The organism is Mycobacterium paraintracellulare (assembly GCF_000276825.1).
In the GTDB taxonomy this organism is placed as follows: Bacteria; Actinomycetota; Actinomycetes; order Mycobacteriales; family Mycobacteriaceae; genus Mycobacterium; species Mycobacterium intracellulare.
In genome coordinates, this window is sequence record NC_016948.1 from 52,954 (window position 1) to 74,326 (window position 21,373).

19 protein-coding genes and 1 pseudogene are annotated in these 21,373 nt (G+C 67.8%); 4 read left to right on the top strand and 16 right to left on the bottom strand.

What is annotated here, in order from left to right:
- The 7 genes from OCQ_RS00255 to OCQ_RS00285 all read right to left on the bottom strand — a co-directional run bounded on the left by OCQ_RS00255 (position 1) and on the right by OCQ_RS00285 (position 6,771).
- Positions 1-672, bottom strand: coding sequence for an SDR family oxidoreductase (locus OCQ_RS00255; protein WP_014381571.1), 672 nt, complete (start codon positions 670-672; stop codon positions 1-3).
- A gap of 58 nt (positions 673-730) precedes the next feature.
- Complete coding sequence (locus OCQ_RS00260; RefSeq protein ID WP_009954167.1) at positions 731-1,234, bottom strand: MarR family winged helix-turn-helix transcriptional regulator; 504 nt, start codon at positions 1,232-1,234, stop codon at positions 731-733.
- A 66-nt stretch (positions 1,235-1,300) separates the two neighbouring features.
- A complete protein-coding gene (locus OCQ_RS00265; RefSeq protein ID WP_041784731.1) occupies positions 1,301-2,050 on the bottom strand; it encodes an amino acid ABC transporter ATP-binding protein in 750 nt (249 codons plus the stop codon).
- Positions 2,047-3,864: an ABC transporter substrate-binding protein/permease gene (locus OCQ_RS00270; protein WP_041784732.1), complete on the bottom strand. Its 1,818-nt coding sequence runs from the start codon at positions 3,862-3,864 to the stop codon at positions 2,047-2,049. The genes OCQ_RS00265 and OCQ_RS00270 overlap by 4 nt, the downstream gene beginning before the upstream one ends.
- A gap of 50 nt (positions 3,865-3,914) precedes the next feature.
- Entirely contained in the window at positions 3,915-4,655 is a 741-nt protein-coding gene (locus OCQ_RS00275; protein ID WP_008262639.1) for a GntR family transcriptional regulator, read from the bottom strand.
- Positions 4,656-4,775: 120 nt separating this feature from the next.
- Positions 4,776-5,561 carry an LLM class F420-dependent oxidoreductase gene (locus OCQ_RS00280; RefSeq protein WP_014378767.1) on the bottom strand — a complete coding sequence of 262 codons (786 nt, stop codon included), beginning with the start codon at positions 5,559-5,561 and terminating at the stop codon, positions 4,776-4,778.
- Positions 5,562-5,580: 19 nt separating this feature from the next.
- Complete coding sequence (locus tag OCQ_RS00285) at positions 5,581-6,771, bottom strand: NADH:flavin oxidoreductase (RefSeq protein WP_014383589.1); 1,191 nt, start codon at positions 6,769-6,771, stop codon at positions 5,581-5,583.
- 50 nt (positions 6,772-6,821) lie between these two features.
- On the opposite strand from OCQ_RS00285, the gene OCQ_RS00290 reads away from it, so the two are divergent.
- Positions 6,822-7,835 carry an NAD-dependent epimerase/dehydratase family protein gene (locus OCQ_RS00290; protein ID WP_041784735.1) on the top strand — a complete coding sequence of 338 codons (1,014 nt, stop codon included), beginning with the start codon at positions 6,822-6,824 and terminating at the stop codon, positions 7,833-7,835.
- Here the strand turns inward: OCQ_RS00290 and OCQ_RS00295 are convergent.
- From OCQ_RS00295 to OCQ_RS00335, 9 genes and pseudogenes are all read right to left on the bottom strand, one after another.
- Positions 7,776-8,381 (bottom strand): TetR/AcrR family transcriptional regulator, encoded by a 606-nt coding sequence (locus OCQ_RS00295; protein ID WP_009954176.1) that lies wholly within the window; start codon positions 8,379-8,381, stop codon positions 7,776-7,778. The two genes, OCQ_RS00290 and OCQ_RS00295, sit on opposite strands and share 60 nt — an antisense overlap.
- 6 nt (positions 8,382-8,387) lie before the next feature.
- Positions 8,388-9,308, bottom strand: a complete 921-nt coding sequence (locus OCQ_RS00300; protein ID WP_014383591.1) for an alpha/beta fold hydrolase — start codon at positions 9,306-9,308, stop codon at positions 8,388-8,390.
- Positions 9,309-9,323: 15 nt separating this feature from the next.
- On the bottom strand, positions 9,324-10,532 hold the full coding sequence (locus OCQ_RS00305) for a DUF1214 domain-containing protein (protein ID WP_014383592.1): 1,209 nt from the start codon (positions 10,530-10,532) through the stop codon (positions 9,324-9,326).
- 2 nt (positions 10,533-10,534) lie between these two features.
- Entirely contained in the window at positions 10,535-11,338 is an 804-nt protein-coding gene (locus OCQ_RS00310; protein WP_014383593.1) for a sugar phosphate isomerase/epimerase family protein, read from the bottom strand.
- Between the two features lies 1 nt (position 11,339).
- Positions 11,340-12,509 (bottom strand): sulfotransferase family protein, encoded by a 1,170-nt coding sequence (locus OCQ_RS00315; RefSeq protein WP_014383594.1) that lies wholly within the window; start codon positions 12,507-12,509, stop codon positions 11,340-11,342.
- Positions 12,506-13,633 (bottom strand): LLM class flavin-dependent oxidoreductase, encoded by a 1,128-nt coding sequence (locus OCQ_RS00320; RefSeq protein WP_014383595.1) that lies wholly within the window; start codon positions 13,631-13,633, stop codon positions 12,506-12,508. Before OCQ_RS00320 ends, OCQ_RS00315 begins: the two co-directional genes overlap by 4 nt.
- A 213-nt stretch (positions 13,634-13,846) precedes the next feature.
- Positions 13,847-14,941, bottom strand: coding sequence for an inositol-3-phosphate synthase (locus tag OCQ_RS00325; protein WP_008262662.1), 1,095 nt, complete (start codon positions 14,939-14,941; stop codon positions 13,847-13,849).
- Between the two features lie 55 nt (positions 14,942-14,996).
- Positions 14,997-15,539, bottom strand: a complete 543-nt coding sequence (locus OCQ_RS00330) for a PadR family transcriptional regulator (RefSeq protein ID WP_003874738.1) — start codon at positions 15,537-15,539, stop codon at positions 14,997-14,999.
- A gap of 160 nt (positions 15,540-15,699) precedes the next feature.
- Positions 15,700-16,577, bottom strand: a pseudogene (locus OCQ_RS00335) (DUF1707 SHOCT-like domain-containing protein).
- 120 nt (positions 16,578-16,697) lie between these two features.
- Between OCQ_RS00335 and OCQ_RS00340 the strand changes: the two are divergent.
- Genes OCQ_RS00340 through OCQ_RS00350 form a run of 3 tightly spaced genes read left to right on the top strand, consistent with a single transcriptional unit; the run spans position 16,698 to position 21,372 of the window.
- Positions 16,698-17,132 carry a DUF5318 family protein gene (locus OCQ_RS00340; protein ID WP_036396835.1) on the top strand — a complete coding sequence of 145 codons (435 nt, stop codon included), beginning with the start codon at positions 16,698-16,700 and terminating at the stop codon, positions 17,130-17,132.
- Complete coding sequence (locus OCQ_RS00345) at positions 17,129-19,729, top strand: transglycosylase domain-containing protein (RefSeq protein WP_139826552.1); 2,601 nt, start codon at positions 17,129-17,131, stop codon at positions 19,727-19,729. The genes OCQ_RS00340 and OCQ_RS00345 overlap by 4 nt, the downstream gene beginning before the upstream one ends.
- A complete protein-coding gene (locus OCQ_RS00350) occupies positions 19,726-21,372 on the top strand; it encodes a glycosyltransferase family 87 protein (RefSeq protein ID WP_008262687.1) in 1,647 nt (548 codons plus the stop codon). The genes OCQ_RS00345 and OCQ_RS00350 overlap by 4 nt, the downstream gene beginning before the upstream one ends.
- Position 21,373: the final 1 nt, after the last annotated feature.

A 21,373-nucleotide genomic window follows, 5' to 3' on the forward strand; every position in this document is an offset into this window, starting at 1 on the left:
CTACCGACCGGCCGGCCGAAGCATCACCTCGTGGACGTGCCCGTCGGGTGGGGTGGCTACCACGTTGGCGACCGCGGCCGCAACGGTTTCCGGCTTCAAGAACTTGGCGGGATCGTAGCTTCCGCCTTCGAATTCGATGAGTTCGCGTTGCATGTCGGTGTCGGTGCGGCCCGGATAGACCGTGGTGACGCGCAATTCCGGCTCGTCGTTGCGCAGGGAGTCCGCGAAGGCGCGGACTGCGAACTTGCTGGCCGAATAGGAGGCCATGCCGGGCGAGACGTTGCGGCCCGCTCCAGAATTGATGAAGATGACCTGGCCACGGGCGCGTCGCAGCGCGGGCAACAGCGCCAGCGTGAGTTCCACCGGCCCAAAGACGTTGACGGCGAAGGTGGCACGCCACTCGTCGACGTGGGAATCGGCGACGTTCCCGGGGATCGACAGTCCCGCGTTGTGCACGAGCACGTCGAGTTCGTCCACGATTTCGCAGGCGGCCTCGATGTCGCCCCCGTCGGTCAGGTCCAGTGGAAAGGTGGTGGCATCGAGTCGCTCCGCGACCGCGTCGAGCCGATCGGATGGGCGGCCGGCCAGCAGCAGGGCGTGCGTCGGCGCCAGCGCCGTCGCGATCGCCGTACCGATCCCGCGTCCGGCGCCGGTGATGAGTGCAGTGGGCATGAGGGAAAGTCTACCCAGACCCCAACGGCAAGCGAAAAGCATTGACCGCCAGCAGCTTTCAGGCTTCCTGGCGGGCGGGCGGCACGCCGGCCGGGCCGGACGTGGGGTCGCCGGACGCCAACCGCTCCAGCGGCGCCAGCGCCTTCATCAGGGTGTCGAGGTCGTCGGTGGGGAGCTGGCTGAGCATCGCGGCCAGGGCCGCGCGGCGGTTGGCCAGCGACTCCCCGTGGACGGCTCGCCCGCGCGGGGTGATGTCGACCAGGACCGCCCGCAGATCGGACGGGTCGCGGGAACGCTTGACCAACCCCACCTTCTCGAGCCGGCGGATCGCCACGGTTGTGGTGGGAGTCCGCACCCGTTCGTGCGCCGCCAGATCGGTCATCCGGATGGGCCCCTGATCGAGCAAGGTGACCAGGATCGACAGCTGCGCCAGGGTCAGTTCCCCGGCGGCGGCCCCGCTGGGGTCCCCACGCCGCAGCATGGCAAACAATTTGGACAGCGCACGGTGCAAACCTTCGGCGAGCTCGGCAACGTCGGCCGGGTTCGATTCGCTGTCTGCCATAAATCGGGAGTCTAACCCGTTATCAGGTGCTTACAAGGTAGCTATTGCCCATTAGGGCAGTGGGGATCAAAGCACTTGGGACAAAAACCGCTGCAGCCGTTTGGTCTCGGCGGCTTCGAATATCTGCTCGGGCGGGCCCGATTCCACGACCTTGCCGTGATCCATGAAAACCACCGCGTCGGATGCCGACCGGGCGAAACCCATTTCGTGGGTTACGACAACCATTGTCATGCCGTCGGCACCGAGGTCGGCAATGAGTTCTAAAATTCCCTTGACCATTTCGGGATCCAGCGCCGAGGTCGCCTCGTCGAAAAACATCACCTGCGGCGACATCGCCAGGGCGCGGGCGATCGCCACCCGCTGTTGTTGGCCGCCCGACAGCATGCCGGGGCGGGAACCGGCCTTGTGTTTCAGGCCAACTCGGTCCAGCTGGGTCAGCGCCAAGTCGCGCGCCCGGTCGGCGGGCAGACGCCGCAACTTGCGCGGTGCCAGGGCCACGTTGTCCAGTACGGTGCGGTGCGGGAAGAGGTTGAAATGCTGGAACACCATGCCGATGCGCTGGCGTAGCTGGTCGGGATCGTCTTTCAACACCGACCTGCCGTCGAGCAGGATGTCGCCGCTGTCCGGCTCGTGCAAGCGGTTGAGCGTGCGCAGCAGCGTCGACTTGCCCGAGCCGGACGGCCCGATGACCGCCACCGTGCTGCCGGCGGGGACGTCGATATCGACGCCGCGAAGCACCGCGGTACCGTCCAGGGTTTTGTGAATGCCGTTGCACGCCAAAGAGACTGACGAACGGGCCACGACGCCCGAACTCACGTGATCTCCTGGCCGAACGTCGAGGTGAGCATGTCGGGCCGGTCCTCGGGGTCGACCGCGGCGCGACCACGGCGCAGCCGAGCGTCGATGTAATTCACCAAATGCGTTAACGGCACAGTCAATATCAGGTAGAAGGCGCCGGCGGCGACGAGCGGCGACAGGTTGCCGGTCTGCGCGTTGAGGTCGCGGCCCACCTGGAACAGCTCCCGCTGGTCGGCGACCAGGCCCAGGAAGTACACCAGCGCAGAGGCTTTCAGCAACGCGATGAATTGATTGACCAGCGCCGGCAGCACTCGTCGCACTCCCTGGGGCACCACCACCAACCGCATCGCCACCGGATAGCTGAACCCCAGCGCGCGGGACGCTTCCAACTGGCCGGGATCGACGCTTTGGATCCCCGAGCGCAGGATTTCGCCGATGTAGGCGGCGGCCATCATCCCCAACGCGGCAACGCCGATCGGATACGGGTTGTTGTTGGTCAACCCGCCCACTATCGGCCCGACACCGAGCCCGATGATCAGGATGATCACCACTTCCGGGAGCCCCCGGAAAACGTCGGTGTACACGCGCGCTGGCCAGCGCAGCCAGCGCGACTGTGATATTCCGGCGATGGCCAGCAGCATGCCCAGCGTCAGCCCGATCGCGCTGGCGCTGCTGGTCAGGATCAGCGTGTTGGGCAGCCCCGTGCTGAACAGAGCGGGAATGGCCTGCCGGTACATCTCCCAGTCGAAGAACGAGTCACGCAACTGCGCAAGCGTCGACTTGGGCGCGGCCGGGCCCACGTTCTTGTGGTGTTGACTCGCCGCGATGGCGGCGAAATCCGGCAGGACCGGCGGGGGCGCGGCCAGCGATCCGGGCTTCCAGCCCGGCGGCAGGGTGCGGGGAACCCACTGCGAGTACAGGTTTGACCAGGTGCCGTCGGCGATCACGGCGTCGAGCCCGGAATTCAGTGCGTCCACCAAAGGCTTGTTGTCCTTGGCCACCGCGTACGCCACGAAGCCCTCGTTGCTGAAGGCGTGCGCCACGATCACCGCCGGATCGCCCCGCTGGATCGTGCTGGCCGCCTCCCCGGCCGGCGCCACCCACGCGTCGATCTGGCGCGTCTTGAGGCTGGCATACACGGTGGCGAAGTCGGGGTACTTCACCGGCTGCAAATGCAGATTGTCGACGACGTAGGACTCTTCGACGGTGCCCTGCACGACGCCGATGCGCTGCCGGGCGGTCAGATTGCTGAAGTCTTTTATGGCGGAGCCGGGGGGCACCACCAGCGAGTAGTAGCCGAAGTCGTAGCCGTTGGTGAAGGCGACGGTCCGGCGGCGCTCCGCGGTGGCCTTGATCGACGAGGACCCGACGTCGAAGCGGTGCGTCGCCACCTGTGCGAGCAGCCCGGCGAAATCCGTGCCGACGAAGCGGACTTGAAGACCGAGCTTGCGGGCGATCGCCCGCAGCAGCTGGTTGTCGAACCCGCTGTACTGGCCGGTGGGGGTGATGCAGATGTGGGGCGGAGCGCCCGAGAGGGTGCCGACGGTCAACACCCCCGGCGTGCCCAAACCCAGGGTGTCGACGTTCACCGAACTCAACGGCTCGACGCCGGGCGTGGTGTGCTCGTCGGGCCGGCCCATGGCGCCGCTATGGGCCAGTTCCTCCGGCAACACGGCCGCGCTCTTCGGGCCGGCGGGCGCGCATTGGTTCCGGTCGGCCGCCGCGGGACTGGCCAGCGTGATCGACGTCGACCCCCACACCACCAGCAATGTCGAGGCCAGTGCGAACAGCTTGGCAAGGCGCGTGGCGCGCCGGCGCACGGGCAAACTCATCACTGCCACCGTATCGACCCGGCGGCGGCACGGCCCGGACAGCGCCGGTTCTACAGCGCCAACGACGCTTCGGCCGAGATCGCCTCGCCGCCGGTAATCACTTGAAGGGGGCCGGCAGCCACGCGTCCGATGTCGTCGGACGGCGTGAAGACCCTGCGCCGAACCAGCTCGGCAAGCATGGTCTGGGCCATCAGGTAGGAGCGGTCGACGCAGGCCGCCCGCGCGGCGTCGGGATCGCGGCGGTGTATCGCGGAGTTCTCGTCCTCGTAGAACGGCAGTATTTCCTCGCGTCCGCCCTGATAGGTCGTCCAGAACAGGCGGGGGATGAGGTTTTGCGAGGCGCGGATCGTCGCGTGCAGCCGCGGCCCGGCGTACTCGTCGTTGACGGTGCGCCGATATTCGGCGGCGATATCGCTGAACGCGCGCGCATCCTTGGCGGCGCGCAGCGAGCGCATGAGGGTGTCGAGCTGCCCCAGGATCCGCGGGGTGGGGTTGGTCGCCGCGCGTGCGGACGCGATCCCGTTGAGGAGCCCGTCCAGTTCGTGGTGCTCGAGGACGGTGGCTTCATCGAAACGCTCGACAAAGGCGCCGCGGTGGTACCGGGTGGACACAATGCCGTCGTGCTCGAGTTGGACCAGTGCCTCCTGAATGGGGACCCGGCTGACTCCCAAGCCCAGCGCAATTTCGTTGCGGTCGACGCGGTCCCCGCTGCGCAGCTTGCCGGTCAACAACAGGTGGAGGATGTGCGAAACAACCAGGTCCTTTTCTTTGACCCCGTATTTCTTCGGCATCTTTTTGTCGAATCTCTTTCGCGCCGGTTCGGCCATCTGGCGCTGAGAGTTTCTCACGAATTGACGCGCGCGTTCACGTGTTTGGCGAATGAACCCGGAGCAAAGCCGGCGGCCGCCCATTCAGCGGTTATTGCGCCACTTGCATAACGCTTCGGCGTCGCTCAGGTCGTAACCCGGGCCGTCGCATCCCACGGTCAGCAGTGTGACGCCGAGGCCGACCAGCGTTTCGGCGTTGGCCAGCAGTTCGCCGCCGTTTTTCACGGCCGCCGAGCGTTCGATGCCGGCCGGATCGCGACCGACGTCGGCGCAGTGGCGCGCCAGGACCTCCGACTTGGCCGGGAACTCGTCGGCGGCGGTGAAGCTGTGCCAGATGTGCGCGTGTTCGGCGACCAGTCGCAGCGTCTTACGTTCGCCCCCGCCGCCGATCAGGATCGGGATCTCCCGGGTGGGCGCCGGGTTCAGCTTGGCCAGCCGGCTTTTGATCCGGGGGAGCGCGGTCGCCAGGTCGTCGAGGCGACTGCCGGCGGTGCCGAATTCGTAGCCGTACTCGTCGTAGTCCTTTTGCTTCCACCCCGAACCGATGCCCAGGATCAGTCGCCCGTCGGAGATGTGGTCGACGGTGCGGGCCATATCGGCGAGCAGTTCCGGGTTGCGGTAGGAGTTACACGTCACCAGCGCACCGATCTGAATGCGCGACGTCTGCTCGGCCCAAGCCCCGAGCATGGTCCAGCATTCGAAATGCGCGCCGTCCGGATCGCCGTAGAGCGGGAAGAAATGGTCCCAGTTGAAGGCGATGTCCACGCCGATGTCCTCGCACCGGCGCACGGCGTCGCGGATCTGACCGTACTGCGGAGCGTGTTGGGGTTGTAGCTGCACACCGATACGAACAGGAAGCTCAGAAGTCATGGCTCCACCGTAAGCCCCGTCAGGCCACCGGCGCCGCCTCGATCCGTTCGCGCACCACGCAATGCGTTCCGCTGTAGACGGTGGGCATGCATTTCATGCAGTGGATGCACAACCCTTCGGTGGCGGAATCCTCTCGAAAACGGTTGACCAGGAAGGGATCTCGTAGCAGCGCGCGGGCCATGGCGACGAACTCGAACCCCTCGGCCAGGGCGCCTTCGACCGTGTCGAGCCGGTTGATGCCGCCGAGAAGGATCAAGGGCATCGACATCGCCGCGCGGAACTGGCGCGCGAGTGCTGAGAAGAACGCCTCTTCGAACGGATAGGTCCGGAACAGCCGCCGGCCCATCACGCGCAGACCCACGCCGACCGGCCGGGGTTGGGAGGCGATGAATTCGTCCATGGGGACATCGCCGCGGAAGTAGTACATCGGGTTGAGTAGCGAGCTGCCGCCGGTCAACTGCAACGCGTCGAGGTGCCCGTCGGACTCCAGCAGCCGCGCCGTGGGGATGCTGTCGTCGAGCCAGAAGCCACCCCGCACCCCGTCGTCCATGTTGAACTTGGCGGTGACGGCAACGGAGTCGCCGACGGTGGCCCGGACCCGTTCGGCGACGCGACGGGCCAGTTCGGCGCGGCGCACGGTGTCGCCGCCGAAGCGGTCGGTGCGCCTGTTCAGATTCGGGCTGAAGAACGAACTGAGCAAATAGCCATGGCCCATGTGGATTTCGAGGGCGTCGAATCCGGCGTCGACCGCGTTTTGGGCCGCTGTCCCGAAGCCGTCGACGACCGCGTCGAGTTGTTCGGCGGTGGCCGCGCGAACCAGTCCCATGGCCGGCGCGCTCACCCGGGTGGACGGCGCCAGGGTCGGCGTCCGGTTCGACAGCGTGTTGGCGACCAGCCCGGCGTGGCCGATTTGGGCGCACACGAGCGCACCCGCGGCATGCACGGCCTCGGTCAGTCGGCGCAGCTGGGGCACGCGGTCGCGGTCCAGCACGACGGTGTCGCGGTGAACGCGGCCGCCCGGGGAGATCGCGCAGTAGGCCACGGTCGTCATCGCGGCCCCGCCGCGCGCGACCTCGGTGTGGAAGTCGATCAGCGCGTCGCTGACCGTGCCGCGCGGCATCACGCCCTCGAACGTCGCCGCCTTGATGAAGCGGTTCTTCAGGGTGAGGGGACCCAGCCGCAGCGGGCTGAATGCCAGTTTCGATACCATTGGCACCGAAATATAGCACGACGGGCTGATCACAGATCGGAGAACCACGCATGCTCGTAGCCGTGACGGGCGGAACCGGATATCTCGGCGCGCATACGGTGCGCGCATTGATCCAGGCCGGTCACGAGGTGAAGCTGTTGGCCGCCCCCACCGACCCCACCGCCGTCCTCGACCGGCTACGAGCGCTCGGTCCCGTGACGGTATTGACCGGTGACGTGAGGTCCGCCGCGACCGTCGAGGAACTTCTCGCCGGAGCCGACGCCCTATTGCACGCCGCCGGCGTCGTGGGCACCGACGAACGCCGCGCGCAGTTGATGTGGGACGTCAATGCCTATGCGACGGAGGCGATCCTGACCCGCGCGGTCGCCCTCGCGCTCGACCCGGTGGTGTTGGTCAGCAGCTACAGCGCGCTGTTCCCGCCGCCCGACGGCGCCATTTCGCCCGACTCGCCCACGGCGTGCGGCCGCAGCGCGTACGCGAAGACCAAGGGTTACGCCGACCGGGTCGCCCGGCGGTTGCAGGAGACCGGCGCGCCCGTCGTGGTGACATACCCCTCGAGCGTCGTGGGACCGGCCTTCGGCACCGCCCCCGGCGTCACCGAACAAGGGTGGGCGCCGATCGTGCGGTGGGCGGTGGCACCGAAGGTGCGCGGCGGCATGCAGATGGTCGACGTGCGAGACGTCGCCGACGTGCATGCGCGGATCATGCGGGCCGGCCGCGGCCCGCGCCGCTACGTGTGCGGGGGGCAGCTGCTCACCTTCGACGAGATGATCGACGCGCTCGAAGAGGGGCTGGGCCGGCGGGTGCGGCGCGTGCGGCTATCGCCGGGCGCGTTGCGCGGCATCGGCCGCCTGGCCGACGTCGCCGGCCGATACATCGCGCTCGGCGACGGCCTCAGTTACGAAGCCGCGCTGCTGCTGACCGCCGCCACCCCCACCGACGACAGCAAGACCGTGGGCGACCTCGGAATCGCGTGGCGATCCCCGAAAGCCGCGATCGTCGAATCATTGCGGGTGCGACGCGGCGACGGCCGTGATCAACAGCTGCGCGATCCGGTTTCGTAGGGTCTCGGAGTCGTCCTCGACGGCGACCGTCGTGACGAACAGCGCGGCCCCCGCCGCCATCGCCAGGGTTGCCCGGGCGTCGACGTCGGCTCGGCGGCGCTTGGCGGACGTCGTCGCCTGCACGTCGTCGGCGAAAAGCTGCACGGCCGGCCCGCTGAACCTTGCCCACAGATCCCGGCGTAAGTCGTCGTTTTCGCCGAGGGCCAACAGCAGACCCGGAACCGCGGCCCGCACGTCGGGCCTGGCGAACAGCTCGTGACTTCCGCGCACCACCCAGTCGATCCAGCCGGTCAGATCGGTACCGGAAAACGGTGCCAGATCAGGGGTTTCACCGAGGATCGCGTGCAGCACCAGTTCCGCCTTAGACGACCAGCGACGGTTCAGACTGGATCGCCCGACGCCGGTCCGCACCGCGACGAGGCGCATGCTCAACCCGTCCCACCCGACCTCGACCAACAGGTCACGGGTCACCGACAGCACGCGCTCGTCGATCGAGGTGTCACGCGGCCGCCCGGAGGCCCTGGCGCTGCGGTCGTGGTCGGTCATGACGGCTCAGGGTGCGTCGAGCACCCCGCGCAGCAGGTCGATCAGCGCGAGGGGTTGGTCGCTCTGCACGGAGTGCCCCGAGTTCTCGACCACGTGGGCGCCGCGGAAATGCCTTGCGCGACGGGCGAGTTCGGCCGCGTCGTCGTCGCTGACGAAGCCCGAACTGCCACCGCGCACGAGTGTCACGGGTGCGGACAACGCGTCGACGTCGTCCCACAGGCCGGAGAAGTCGGGGAAGGTGCGGATGGCGTCGTAGCGCCACGTCCAGCTGCCGTTGTCGAGCTTGCGGGAGTTGTGGAACACCCCGCGGCGCAGCGCCTTCACCTCGCGGTGCGGTGCGGCGGCGATCGTCAGGTCCAGCATGGCCTGGAAGCTGGGGAACTCCCGTTCGCCGTGCATCAGCGCGACCGTGCCCTGCTGCTCCTTGGTCATCTCGGAATGGCGTTGCAGCGCCGAGGGGGTGACGTCGATCAGCACGAGTTCCTTGACCAGCTCGGGTGCCACCGCGCCCAGCCGGATCGCGGTCAGCCCGCCGAGCGACATGCCCACGACGAGGTCGGCCGACGGTGCGTGCTGGCGCAGGAGCGGCAGCAAGGTGTCGGCGTTGAGCCGCGGCGAATAGTCGCCGTCCTCGCGCCAGGCGGAGTGGCCGTGGCCGGGAAGGTCGACCGCCAGCGCGGGCTCACCGAGGCCGACGATGACCGTGTCCCAGGTGTGCGCGTTCTGTCCGCCGCCGTGGATGAACACGATGCGCGGCGCGGCGCCGCCCCAGCGCAGCGCGCTGATCTTGCCCTCACCGTTGCCCGATTCGACGCGCTCGACGTCGGGCAGCGGGCCGGACACCCCGGCCTGCTCGGCGTTTTCATGCAACAGCGCGAATTCAGGTAGCTGCGCCAGTTCGTCCTCAGATACGTCGGTCACGATCATTGACCCTAGACCGCTCTAGAGGACATAGCGGCGGCGAATGCCGCGGAAGCGTTCCCACATCTGGGCGGCGCGTTCTCCGGCGCTCACCATGGCGGTTCCTTCGGGGAGCGCGCCGCGCAGCGCGTCATACTTGACCACCCGGGTGTCCAGCGCGGCGGGTTCGCCCTCGAGCATGTGCCGATAGGTCAGGTTGCCGCGTTCGAAGCCCTGGGTGTCGAGCCAGTTGTGCACGCCGGGATCACGGTGAGCCATCACCAGCCGGATGCGTCCGTCGCGGTCGATCTTGGTGCGGCTCGGCGTGTAGCTCACCGGGCGGTACAGGTAGTCCATGCTGTTGAAGAAGACGCCCATGTTGGTGAACATCCACAACCCGTCGTGGGCGTCGAATTCGACGATCAGCGCCTCGTCGGCGGCCAGCTCCCAATACATGTTGGTGGCGGCTCGGCCGCGCTTGGTGTCGGCGTCGGTCGCGCCGGCGCCGTTAAACCTGTTCGGGTGGTCGGCGTCGACGCCGCCGTATTGGAATGGGAACTCGGGCCAATCCGACATCAGGCCGGTGACGAAATCGCCGGCCCACCGCATCGCCTCGACCATGTCGGCGGGCGTGGGCAGCGGTTTGGGGCCGGCCATGTCGACGCGCTCGATGCGTAGCTGCGCGGGGAGCTCGTCCCAGCGGTCAAACCCTTGGCGGATGAACAGCTTTCGTGAGCCGGACGTGGTGGGCAGCCAGTTCGGCCCGCGCTCCGGACCGCCGATGTAGAGCTCGAACGCCCCGTCTTCGCCGGTGCGGAGCTGATGGCCGAGCAGGTTGGCTTCCGGTGTGTCGCCGAAGGGTTCGTGCAGCACGCCGGGTCCGGGGGTGCGTCGGCCCTGCACGGTGACGTTGAAGAATCGCGCGGTGCCGCGGGTGCCGGTGAGCCGGTAGGTCGAGTGCCCGTCGATCCAGGCCTGTTGATAGGTGAAGTCGGCGCAGTCACCGCCGAGCTTGCGGGTGGGGCCGCTGAAGGTGTGCAGCGCGGGGTAGCCGGTGTCGCGAGTTTCGAGGGCCAGGTCGAAGGCCTGGCCGAGGTTTTGGGTGAGGAACCGGTAGGCGTCGACGCGATGACTGCCCGACGTGGGGTTGGGGTCCTTGAAGACGCGCTCGCCGGCGCGCCGCAGCCGCTCGCAGAATTCGGTCCAGGCTTCCTGGAGGGCCGCGTCGTCCGGACCGTCACCGAAGGCCATGCTCACGCCCCCAGCCTGGCCAGCATCGCGCCGACGACATCGCATGCGCGCCGGGACGATTCGAGCCTGCCCTCGCGGTCGATGCGGGGCCCGATAAGCTCCAGGTCGAAGCCGTGGTTGTAACCGCCGGCGAGCACCCGGGCCACGAACGTTTCGATGGGGATGGCGCCGTCGCCGGGGACCGCACGGTTCGGCAGCGCCCGGTCGCCGAGCACGTAGTCGCTCAGCTGGATGAGCGCCGTGCGCGGTAGCGCCCGTTGCACCTGGGCATCGAAATCGCCTTCGGCCCAGCAGTGGAACACGTCGATGCACACCTGTAGGTCGCACATCTCCGCCAGGGCGACGGTGTCTCGCAGGGTGTGGGCGACGTGGATGTCGGCGTACAGGCTGGACGCGTTCTCGATCGCCAGCGCCACTCCGGTGGCCTTCGCGCGCGCGGCGCACGGCGCGACCATCTCGCAGAAGCGCTCGGCGCCCTGGTTCCAGGTCAGGTCTCCGCGTCCGCCGGTGAGCATGTAGACCGTGTGCGCGCCCACCTCGGCCGCCGCGTCGATGACGGCGGACAGCGCATCCCGGGCGGCGTGGGCGTCGGAGGTCAGGCAGCCCTCGGCGAAGAGGTGGTACACCGCCTCCACGGTATAGTCGTTGTGCCGAAACAGTTTTGACAACTCCGGGTCGAGCAGCTGGCCGTCCAGGATGCTCAACCGGGATACGCCGAGCGTCGCCCAGTGCTCGTGCAGCTCGGCCAGCGAAGCGCCGTAGAAGGTGACGTTGTGGACGGACAGCCGTTGGTGTGCGCCCGTCATGTCAGCCCCGTTTTTCGATCGCGACGCCGAACCGGTCGCGGAAGGGCTTGAATTCGGCGTGCAGGGCGTCGAGGTCTTCTCCGATGTCTGTGAGCAGTTGCGTGGAGTAGTGGAACTTGCCGTAGCGGTCGCCGCGATTGTCGGCCAGGTACGCGCGCATCGCCGCCTCCGCCTCGGCGGTCAGTTCGCGACCGCAGAACGTGTAGTAACGCCGCACGGCGCCAACGTGATCGGTGATGAAGTCGGCGTAGCGGAGGTGCAGGATGCGGGGATCATCGACCAGCGGGTTGCTCATGGTGTTGGCGACGCCGGCGCGCGTCAACTCCAGATGCATCTTGGCCAAGGCGTGCAGGTCGACGGTGCCGACCATGCCTTCGGCGATGTCGGCCATCATCATGGTGCGTGAGGCGGCGACCTGCACGGGGTCGCGGTGCAACCAGACCATCCGCGCGTCGGGATAGGTGTCGAACAGCTCCTTGAGCCGGAATCCGTGAAAGCCCTTCAGCACCCAATACTTTCGCGGCCTGCGGTATTGGAGCTGTTGCAGCATGGCCTTGTGTAGCCGGTACTGTGCGTCCGGGTCGGTGGCCAGGCCCCCGACCAGTGACTGCATGGGCACCCGCCACCACGCGGTGGGTGTCATGACGCGGAAGTCGAACGCCCAGGTGCGTTCGTCCTCGGGCAGGCCGTCGCCCAGCATGTCGTTGTAGGGATGGCTGCGCAGCCATTTGGGCATCTTCGCGTTGATCTCGCGCCAGTCGGCGTCGGCGCGTGCCCGGCGCTCGTCGTCGGGTCCCGCGAGTCCCGGCGGCGGGGACGGATACATCACCTCCCAGAACCGTAGCGCCCGAGCGCCCGGGTCGACCGACATCAGGGCGTGCATCAGCGTTGTCCCCGAGCGTGGTTCGCCCGTGACGAACATCGGCGAATCGATCACTTCCTCGGCGATCGGGTAGCGGTTGCGGTCTTCGATGAGTTCGAGCCGCGAGGTCAGCAGCCATCGACATACCTGCGCGGCTTCGAATCTGCCGTCGGCGTCCAGGCCGAGGCCGTTGAGATGGTCGACGGCGACGGCGAAGCGCTCCGGCAATGTCGGGTCGCCGTAGTCGTGCAGTCCGGTTTCGGCCTCGGCGGCGGCGAGCAACTCCGCGGCGTCCAAAAGCGTTGTCACGACGGGTCTCCGCAGAGCCGCATGAGTTCGTCCTCGGCGGCGCGGACGTTCGCCGCCGAGGTCTGCGCGTAGGCCAGCCCGGCCATGGCGCCGTAGTCGAGGATCTTGGGTACGCGCAGGCCGGCGTCCACATAGGTCTTGACGATTCTGGCGACCTCTTTCGGTGTCCCGTGGGGCACGACGGACAGCACCATCTCGGGCCGCACCTTGCCCAGGAACTCGGCGATGCGGTCCCGGGTGAGCACCGCGGGGTCGATGTCCTGAAAGCCACGCCAACCGTCGCCCATGGGGTGTTCGAAACCGAAGTCGCGCAACGTCTTCGCGGACACCTGCAGCAGAAACGCCTTGACCAGGGGAGCCTGCAGGATCTCGGCGAGGGCCGCGTCGTCCTCGCCGATCAGGCACACCTGGATGAACGACGGTGTGATCGCCATCGGGTCGCGGCCGGCGCGTTCCGCGGATGTCCTCACCGCGGTGAGCATCTCGGCGTAGTGCCCGGGAGTCCAGGCGCCCGCCGGCCACCACCCGTCGGCGTGCCTGCCGGCGATGTCGAGCATCCGCGGGCCGCTGGCGCCGATCCAGATCTGCGGAGGCCGGCCTTCGTAGGGTTCGGTGTCCAGTCGGGCGTGGTGCAGCGAGTAGAACTGGCCGTCGAAATCGACCGGGCCGTCGCTGCGCCAGAGCAGCCGGATCACCGTCAAAGCCTCCTCGAATCGGCTGACCGGACGGGAGAAGTCGAAACCGTAGGGCAGCGTGTTTTCGCTCTCGCCACTGCCCAGGCCGAGGATGAAGCGCCCCTTGGCGAGGTGATCGATGGTCAGCGCCGTCTGCGCGAGCATCACGGGATGGCGGCGCACGGTGTCGACCACGGCGCTGACGATCGGCACCCGCTCGGTCAGCACGGCCGCCGCGGCCGCGACCGCGAGCCCGTCGAGGTGACGGTGCGGCGATGGGGACGCGGTAGCCAGGTCGGTGAACTCGGGAGTCCAGATCGAGTCGGGCCAGAAGCTGACCATATGGTCGGGCAGCCAAATCGAGTGGTAGCGGCCGCTGTCGAGTTCGCCGAGCCGCGACAGGTCGAGGGGCAGCGTTGTGCGGAGGAACGCCGCGGGTTGAACGGTCATCGAGAGATGATGCTAAGCACCCGCACAGCGTTGTGTCGATGAATCGGCTATTGCGCCCTCAACCCCGGCCGAGGTACGCCCTCAACCCCGGCCGAAGTGCGCCCTCAACCCCCGCCGAGGTACGCCCTCACCCCCGGCCGAACGTCGAGTTGTTGGCCGCCTGCACGGCGTGTCGCCGCAACAACTCGACGTTCGCGGAGCAAGGAAGGAGCGTTAGCCCGAGATGAACTCTTCGAGCTGGGTGCGCGCGATGTCGTCGGGCAGCTGCTGCGGCGGGCTCTTCATCAGGTAGGCCGACGCCGGGATCACCGGGCCGCCGATGCCGCGGTCCTTGGCGATCTTGGCGGCGCGCACCGCGTCGATGATGACGCCGGCGGAGTTCGGCGAGTCCCAGACCTCGAGCTTGTACTCCAGGTTCAGCGGCACGTCACCGAAGGCCCGGCCCTCGAGCCGGACGTAGGCCCACTTGCGGTCGTCGAGCCAGCCGACGTGATCGGACGGGCCGATGTGCACGTCTTTGGTCTTGAACTCGCGCTGCAGGTTGGAGGTCACGGCCTGCGTCTTGGAGATCTTCTTGGACTCCAGCCGCTCGCGCTCGAGCATGTTGAGGAAGTCCATGTTGCCGCCGACGTTGAGCTGCATGGTGCGGTCCAGCTGCACGCCGCGGTCCTCGAACAGCTTGGCCATCACGCGGTGGGTGATGGTCGCGCCGACCTGGCTCTTGATGTCGTCGCCCACGATCGGCACACCCGCGTCGGCGAACTTCTTGGCCCACACCGGGTCCGACGCGATGAACACCGGCAGCGCGTTGACGAATGCCACGCCGGCGTCGATGGCGCACTGGGCGTAGAACTTGTCGGCCTCCTCCGAGCCCACCGGCAGGTAGGACACCAGCACGTCGACGTTGGCCTCGCGCAGCGCCTTGACCACGTCGACGGGGTCGGCATCGGACACCTCGATGGTGTCGGCGTAGTACTTGCCGATGCCGTCGAGCGTCGGGCCGCGCTGCACCGTCACGTTGGTGGGCGGCACGTCGGCGATCTTGATGGTGTTGTTCTCCGAGGCGAAGATGGCCTCGGACAGGTCGAACCCGACCTTCTTGGCGTCCACGTCGAACGCGGCGACGAACTTCACGTCGCGCACGTGGTACTGGCCGAACTTCACGTGCATCAAGCCGGGCACGGTACTGTTCTCGTCGGCGTCGTAGTAGTACTGCACGCCCTGAACCAGCGAAGACGCGCAGTTACCGACGCCGACAATGGCGACTCGTACCTCCGTCGACGCAAGCGGCGCGTTCTGCTCACTCATATGGGCGTTCTCCTAACCTCTGACCTCTGACTGGATGCTGGGTTCGTGCGGGGGATTATGTTTGCTCGGAGAGGCCGGGCATAGCCCGCTCCGCAGCAATGAGCTCGTTGAGCCACTTGACTTCGCGCTCACTGGACTCGAGCCCCAATTGATGAAGCTGGCGGGTGTAGCGGTCGAACGAGCTACTGGCCCGCGCCACGGCTTCACGCAGACCCTCCCGCCGTTCCTCGACCTGACGGCGGCGGCCTTCCAGAATGCGCATCCGCGCCTCTGCCGGAGTCCGGTTGAAGAAGGCCAGGTGTACCCCGAAGCCGTCGTCGGTGTAGTTGTGCGGACCGGTGTCGGCCACCAGCTCACCGAAACGCCGACGGCCCTCGTCGGTCAACTGGTAAACGCGCCGGGCCCGCCGGACAGGCGTCCCGGCCGGCGCGGCGTCCTCGGCGATCAACCCTTCGGCCTGCATGCGACGCAGGGCCGGGTAGAGCGAACCGTACGAAAACGCCCGGAACGCGCCGAGTAAACCGGTCAACCGTTTGCGCAACTCGTAGCCGTGCATGGGCGACTCGATGAGGAGACCCAGGATGGCAAGCTCCAGCATCGATTCACCCCCTCACAAGACGGTTTGCATGGCTAGTTACGACGGTCCGACGCCTCGCGCAATCGTATCGTCCCGATATATTAGCCACAACACCACGCGGTGTTGGTTTGCAGTTCGTCACAGCCCACCGGGGGTCGAGTTACGCCGGGGGGACGGGGCGTTACGTGGGCAAACTCATCTGTTTGACGGTGCCGTCACCGCCGAATGCGATGTAGCCGCCGCCGTAGTCACTGGAGACATAGAGCGACAGTGTCAGCGCCCCGGGTGTGGTCGGGTCTTTTGCCGGCTCGACGATCAGGTACGTCGATTTCACGTCGGACGGCTTCATGCGCAGGGTCTGCGGGGCGCCGCGCATGATGCCCACCGCCGCGTTGACGTCGAATTTGCTCAGGTCGACCGGCGCCGGACCGTCCGAGGAACTCTTGGCCGAGCTGGTCGGATCGCCCCATCCGCCCCGGTAGTGTAAGCAAGGATTCGCCGGTCGTCGGAGGGGTCCGGGCGGTCCAACGCCGCATACGTCGGGTAGATCACCAGCCGGTAGCCCATGGTGTCGCCGAACCGTTTGCGCATCTGCTCGAGCAATCCCGTGAGCCCGCCGACCGAGTGCAGTTGCGTCGGCGGCGTCAGGACCACGGCGGCGACGCCGTCGGGCTTCGCTCCCGGGTCCGTGGTGAAGTCCAGCGGCGAGCGGGTGTTGCCGTAGAGGCCCCATCCGATCCCCATGCCCAGCAGGACCGAGACGACGAAGGCGGCGGCCGGTGCGCCCCACCCGGCCAGCCGCGGCCGCCGGGGCCGCGAGTCGAGGGCGGGCAGTTCCCGCCCGGTGTTGGACTGCAGATCGCGCACCAGAGCCTGCAGGTCGCCCAGCGTCACCGCCTTGGTGGCCGCGCTGACCCTTTCCCGATGCTCCTCGGCGGAGACCTCGCCGTCGCTCAGCGCGTTGTCGAGGATCGTGCAGGTGTCCTGACGGTCGCTGTCCCTGGCGCGGGTGGTCGCCGTCAACCCGCCGGCCAGCGGTGTCCCGAGCCATTTCGCCACGGGATGATCGTAGAAGTCCGGCTCGCATTGGGCGCAGAAACCGACACCGAGCACCGCGGCAGGGCCGCCACAGTTTTGGTTGCGTATCACTGGTCGGGATGGCGTCGTACTCTGGTGGGCGTGCGACTGCAGCGACAAGTGGTGGATTACGCGCTTCGGCGGCGCTCACTGCTGGCCCAGGTGTATTCGGGCCGGACGGGCGTGTCCGAGGTGTGTGACGCGAACCCGTATCTGCTGCGCGCCGCCAAGTTTCACGGGAAAACGAGCCAGGTCATGTGCCCGATCTGCCGCAAGGAGCAGCTGACCCTGGTCTCGTGGGTGTTCGGCGAACACCTGGGCCCGGTCTCGGGCTCGGCGCGGACCGCCGAGGAGTTGGTGATGCTGGCCACCCGCTTCGAGGAGTTCGCGGTCCACGTGGTGGAGGTGTGCCGCACGTGCAGCTGGAACCACCTCGTCAAGTCATACGTGCTCGGCGCCGCGCGCCCGGCATCTCCTCCCAGGGGCAGCGGGCGCTCGCGGGCGGCGCGCAACGGCGCCCGCACGGCCACTGAATGAGCTCGAATGACGAAGGACGGCACAGCCAGTCGTCCGGTGACCAACGTGGGCCAGGTTCCGAGCGGGTGGGCAACCGCGACAACGACGACCGTCCGCAGGATCCCGGACAGCGCAATGCGCCGCGACCGTCCAACCGCCGCCGGCAGGGGCCGCCCGACGATCGCCTGACCACGATCCTGCCGGCGGTCAGAGACGACCAGGCGCCGCGGCGCTCCGACCCGATCGACGAAGTCAAAGCCGCCTTGGCCGGCCCGCCGTCGACGCCGTTGCGCCGTGACGCGATCGACGAGGTCAAGGCCGCCTTGGACAGCCGCGGGCCGGCGTCGGGCCGGCAGCAGCGCGCCGGCTCCGGAGGTCGCCCACCCGGCGGACCTCCTCCGCCGCCGCCGCGGCCTGGCCGGCCCGGCGGATCCGGCGGACCCGGCAGGCGGGCGGCCGGACCGTGGCGCGACTGGGCCTGGACCCAGCAGATCAACTGGCTGTGGGTGCGCCGCGCCGCCTACCTGTGTGCGGCCGTGCTGGTGCTGTTACCGATCGTCACCTTCGCGATGGCGTACTTCATCGTCGACATTCCCAAGCCGGGGGACCTTCGCACCAACCAGGTGTCGACCATCCTGGCCAGCGACGGCTCGGAGATCGCCAAAATCATTCCGCCGGAAGGCAATCGAGTCGACGTCAACCTCAACCAAGTGCCCGTGCACGTCCGCCAGGCGGTGATCGCCGCCGAAGACCGCAACTTCTATTCCAATCCCGGCTTCGACTTCAGCGGCTTCGCGCGGGCGGTGAACAACAACCTCTTCGGCAGCGGGGACCTGCAGGGTGGATCGACGATCACCCAGCAATACGTGAAGAACGCCCTCGTCGGGTCGGCGCAGCACGGCATCAGCGGCCTGATGCGCAAGGCCAAGGAATTGGTCATCGCCACCAAGATGTCGGGGGAGTGGTCCAAAGACGAAGTGCTGCAGTCCTATCTGAACATCATCTACTTCGGGCGCGGCGCGTACGGCATCTCCGCGGCATCGAAGGCCTACTTCGACAAGCCGGTCGAGCAGCTCACCGTATCGGAGGGGGCACTGCTGGCGGCCCTCATTCGGCGGCCCTCCACCCTGGACCCGGCCGTCGACCCCAAGGGCGCCCTGGCGCGGTGGAACTGGGTGCTCGACGGCATGGTGGAGACCAAGGCGCTGTCGTCGAACGACCGTGCCGCGCAGGTGTTCCCGCAGACCGTGCCGCCCGATCAGGCGCGCGCACAGAACCAGACGACCGGGCCCAACGGGCTCATCGAGCGCCAGGTGACCCGAGAACTGATGGATCTGTTCAACATCGACGAACGGACGCTGAACACCCAGGGGCTTCAGGTCACCACCACCATCGACCCCAAGGCCCAGCAGGCCGCCGAGAAGGCCGTGTCGAAATACCTCGACGGCCAAGACCCCGACATGCGCACGGCGGTGGTGTCGGTCGATCCGCACGACGGCTCCATCCGCGCCTACTACGGCGGCAGCGACGCCAACGGCTTCGACTTCGCTCAGGCCGGGTTGCAGACCGGTTCCTCGTTCAAGGTGTTCTGCCTGATCGCCGCGCTCGAGCAGGGGATCGGCCTGGGTTATCAGGTGGACAGTTCGCCGTTGACCGTCGACGGCATCAAGATCACGAACGTCGAGGGCGAAAGCTGCGGGACGTGCAACATCGCCCAGGCGCTCAAGCAATCGTTGAACACCTCGTATTACCGGCTGATGCTCAAGCTCAAGGGCGGACCGCAGGCCGTGGCCGACGCCGCGCACCGGGCCGGCGTCGCGACCAGCTTCCCCGGCGTCCCCCACACCCTGTCCGAGGACGGCAAGGGTGGACCACCGAACAACGGAATCGTGCTGGGCCAGTATCAAACCCGGGTGATCGACATGGCCTCGGCGTATGCCACGCTGGCCGCCTCCGGCGTCTATCATCGGCCGCATTTCGTGCAGAAGGTGGTCAATTCCGACGGCCAGGTGCTGTTCGATGCGAGCAAGTCCGAGGACAACGGCGAGCAGCGCATCCCCAAGGCCGTCGCCGACAACGTCACCGCCGCCATGGCACCGATCGCCAGCTACTCGCGCGGCCACGCCCTCGCCGGCGGCAGGCCATCGGCGGCCAAGACCGGCACCACGCAGCTGGGTGACACCAACTCGGACAAGGACGCCTGGATGGTCGGCTACACGCCATCGCTGTCGACGGCCGTGTGGCTGGGCACCGCCAAAGGCGACGAACCGCTCGTAACGGCCTCGGGCGCACCGGTTTATGGGTCGGGGCTGCCATCGGATATCTGGAAGGCCACCATGGACGGCGCGCTCAAGGGCACCTCCAACGAATCCTTCCCCAAGCCGACCGAGATCGGCGGCTACGCGGGCGTGCCGGCGCCGCCGCCCCCGCCGAAGCCGCCGGCCGAAACCGTCATTCAGCCCACCATCGAAGTGGCGCCGGGCATCACCATCCCGGTCGGCCCGCCCACCACGATCACGCTCGCGCCACCGCCGCCCGGCGGCGGCCCGCCGGGCGCTCCGGAGCCGGGCGGCGGTGTCCCGCCGGGTGGGCCCCAAGCGCCGCCCCCGCCGCCGTGACCGGGGACGCGGAACACGGAGCCACCATTTCACCGCGGCCGTTGGCCGCGGACCTACGCAGCGCCGACAACCGAGACTGCCCGAGCCGCACCGACTTTCTGGGCGCCGCGCTCGCCGACGTCGTCGGGGGTCCCGTCGGCCGGCACGCGCTGATCGGCCGCGCTCGGTTGATGACGCCGCTGCGGGTGATGTTCCTGATCGGGTTGGTCTTTTTGGCGCTCGGCTGGTCGACCAAGGCGGCCTGCCTGCAAAGCACCGGCACCGGCACCGGCGATCAGCGCGTGGCCAATTGGGACAACCAGCGCGCCTACTACGAGCTGTGCTATTCCGACACGGTGCCGCTCTACGGCGCGGAGTTGTTGAGCCAGGGCAAATTTCCGTACAAGTCGAGCTGGATCGAGACCGACTCCACCGGCGCCCAGCAGATCCGCTACGACGGCCGGCCCGCAGTGCGGTACATGGAGTATCCCGTGCTGACGGGGATGTACCAGTACGTGTCGATGGCGCTGGCCAAGACCTACACGGCGCTGAGCAAGCTGGCCCCGCTTCCGGTGGTCGCCGAGGTCGTGATGTTCTTCAACGTCTCGGCGTTCGGACTCGCGCTGGCCTGGCTGGCCACCGTCTGGGCGTCCGCGGGCCTGGCCGGGCGGCGGGTCTGGGATGCGGCCCTGGTGGCGGCGTCGCCGGTGCTGATCTTTCAGATCTTCACCAACTTCGACGCGCTGGCAACGGGTTTCGCGATGGCCGGATTGCTGGCCTGGGCGCGGCGCAGGCCGATGCTGGCCGGTGTGCTAATCGGGTTGGGGGCGGCGGCAAAGCTGTACCCGTTGCTGTTCCTGGGTCCCATGCTGCTGCTGGGAATCCGGACCGGGCGGCTGCGGGCGTGGGGCCGCACCGCGGCGGCGGCCGTGGTGACCTGGCTGCTGGTGAACCTGCCCGTGCTGGTGTTCTTTCCGCGCGGATGGTCGGAGTTCTTCCGGCTCAATACGCGACGCGGCGACGACATGGACTCGTTGTACAACGTCGTGAAGTCGTTCACCGGCTGGCGGGGTTTCGATCCCAAGCTGGGTTTCTGGCAACCGCCGACGGTGTTGAACACGGTCGTCGCGGTGTTGTTCGTGACGTGTTGTGCGGCAATCGCATTCATCATCCTGACCGCTCCGCGGCGACCGCGGGTGGCGCAGGTCGTGTTCTTGGTGGTGGCTGCTTTCCTGCTGACCAACAAGGTGTGGAGTCCGCAGTTCTCGCTGTGGCTGGTGCCGCTGGCGGTGCTGGCTCTGCCGCATCGACGGGTGCTGCTGGCGTGGATGACCATCGACGCGCTGGTGTGGGTGCCGCGGATGTATTACCTGTACGGCAATCCCAATCGTTCGCTGCCCGAGCAGTTCTTCACCACCACGGTGCTGTTGCGTGACGTCGCGGTCATCGCGTTGTGCGCGCTGGTGATCCGCCAGATCTACCGGCCCGACGAGGATTTGGTGCGCTGGGGCGGACGGGTGGACGACCCGGCGGGCGGGCCGTTCGACCGCGCACCCGACGCCCCGCCGGGCTGGCTGCCGGACTGGCTGCGGCCGGTGGGCTCACGCCGCGCGAGCGCCCCCGTGCCCGAGGACGCCGACGAACAACCGGCACTGGCGCCATGAC

Excerpts from the sequence above, each read along its gene's own strand:
- OCQ_RS00255 (WP_014381571.1), bottom strand. The coding sequence starts at position 672 with ATGCCCACTGCACTCATCACCGGCGCCGGACGCGGGATCGGTACGGCG.
- OCQ_RS00260 (WP_009954167.1), bottom strand. The coding sequence starts at position 1,234 with ATGGCAGACAGCGAATCGAACCCGGCCGACGTTGCCGAGCTCGCCGAA.
- OCQ_RS00270 (WP_041784732.1), bottom strand. The coding sequence starts at position 3,864 with ATGAGTTTGCCCGTGCGCCGGCGCGCCACGCGCCTTGCCAAGCTGTTC.
- OCQ_RS00275 (WP_008262639.1), bottom strand. The coding sequence starts at position 4,655 with ATGCCGAAGAAATACGGGGTCAAAGAAAAGGACCTGGTTGTTTCGCAC.
- OCQ_RS00280 (WP_014378767.1), bottom strand. The coding sequence starts at position 5,561 with ATGACTTCTGAGCTTCCTGTTCGTATCGGTGTGCAGCTACAACCCCAA.
- OCQ_RS00285 (WP_014383589.1), bottom strand. The coding sequence starts at position 6,771 with ATGGTATCGAAACTGGCATTCAGCCCGCTGCGGCTGGGTCCCCTCACC.
- OCQ_RS00290 (WP_041784735.1), top strand. The coding sequence starts at position 6,822 with ATGCTCGTAGCCGTGACGGGCGGAACCGGATATCTCGGCGCGCATACG.
- OCQ_RS00295 (WP_009954176.1), bottom strand. The coding sequence starts at position 8,381 with ATGACCGACCACGACCGCAGCGCCAGGGCCTCCGGGCGGCCGCGTGAC.
- OCQ_RS00300 (WP_014383591.1), bottom strand. The coding sequence starts at position 9,308 with ATGATCGTGACCGACGTATCTGAGGACGAACTGGCGCAGCTACCTGAA.
- OCQ_RS00305 (WP_014383592.1), bottom strand. The coding sequence starts at position 10,532 with ATGGCCTTCGGTGACGGTCCGGACGACGCGGCCCTCCAGGAAGCCTGG.
- OCQ_RS00310 (WP_014383593.1), bottom strand. The coding sequence starts at position 11,338 with ATGACGGGCGCACACCAACGGCTGTCCGTCCACAACGTCACCTTCTAC.
- OCQ_RS00320 (WP_014383595.1), bottom strand. The coding sequence starts at position 13,633 with ATGACCGTTCAACCCGCGGCGTTCCTCCGCACAACGCTGCCCCTCGAC.
- OCQ_RS00325 (WP_008262662.1), bottom strand. The coding sequence starts at position 14,941 with ATGAGTGAGCAGAACGCGCCGCTTGCGTCGACGGAGGTACGAGTCGCC.
- OCQ_RS00330 (WP_003874738.1), bottom strand. The coding sequence starts at position 15,539 with ATGCTGGAGCTTGCCATCCTGGGTCTCCTCATCGAGTCGCCCATGCAC.
- OCQ_RS00345 (WP_139826552.1), top strand. The coding sequence starts at position 17,129 with ATGAGCTCGAATGACGAAGGACGGCACAGCCAGTCGTCCGGTGACCAA.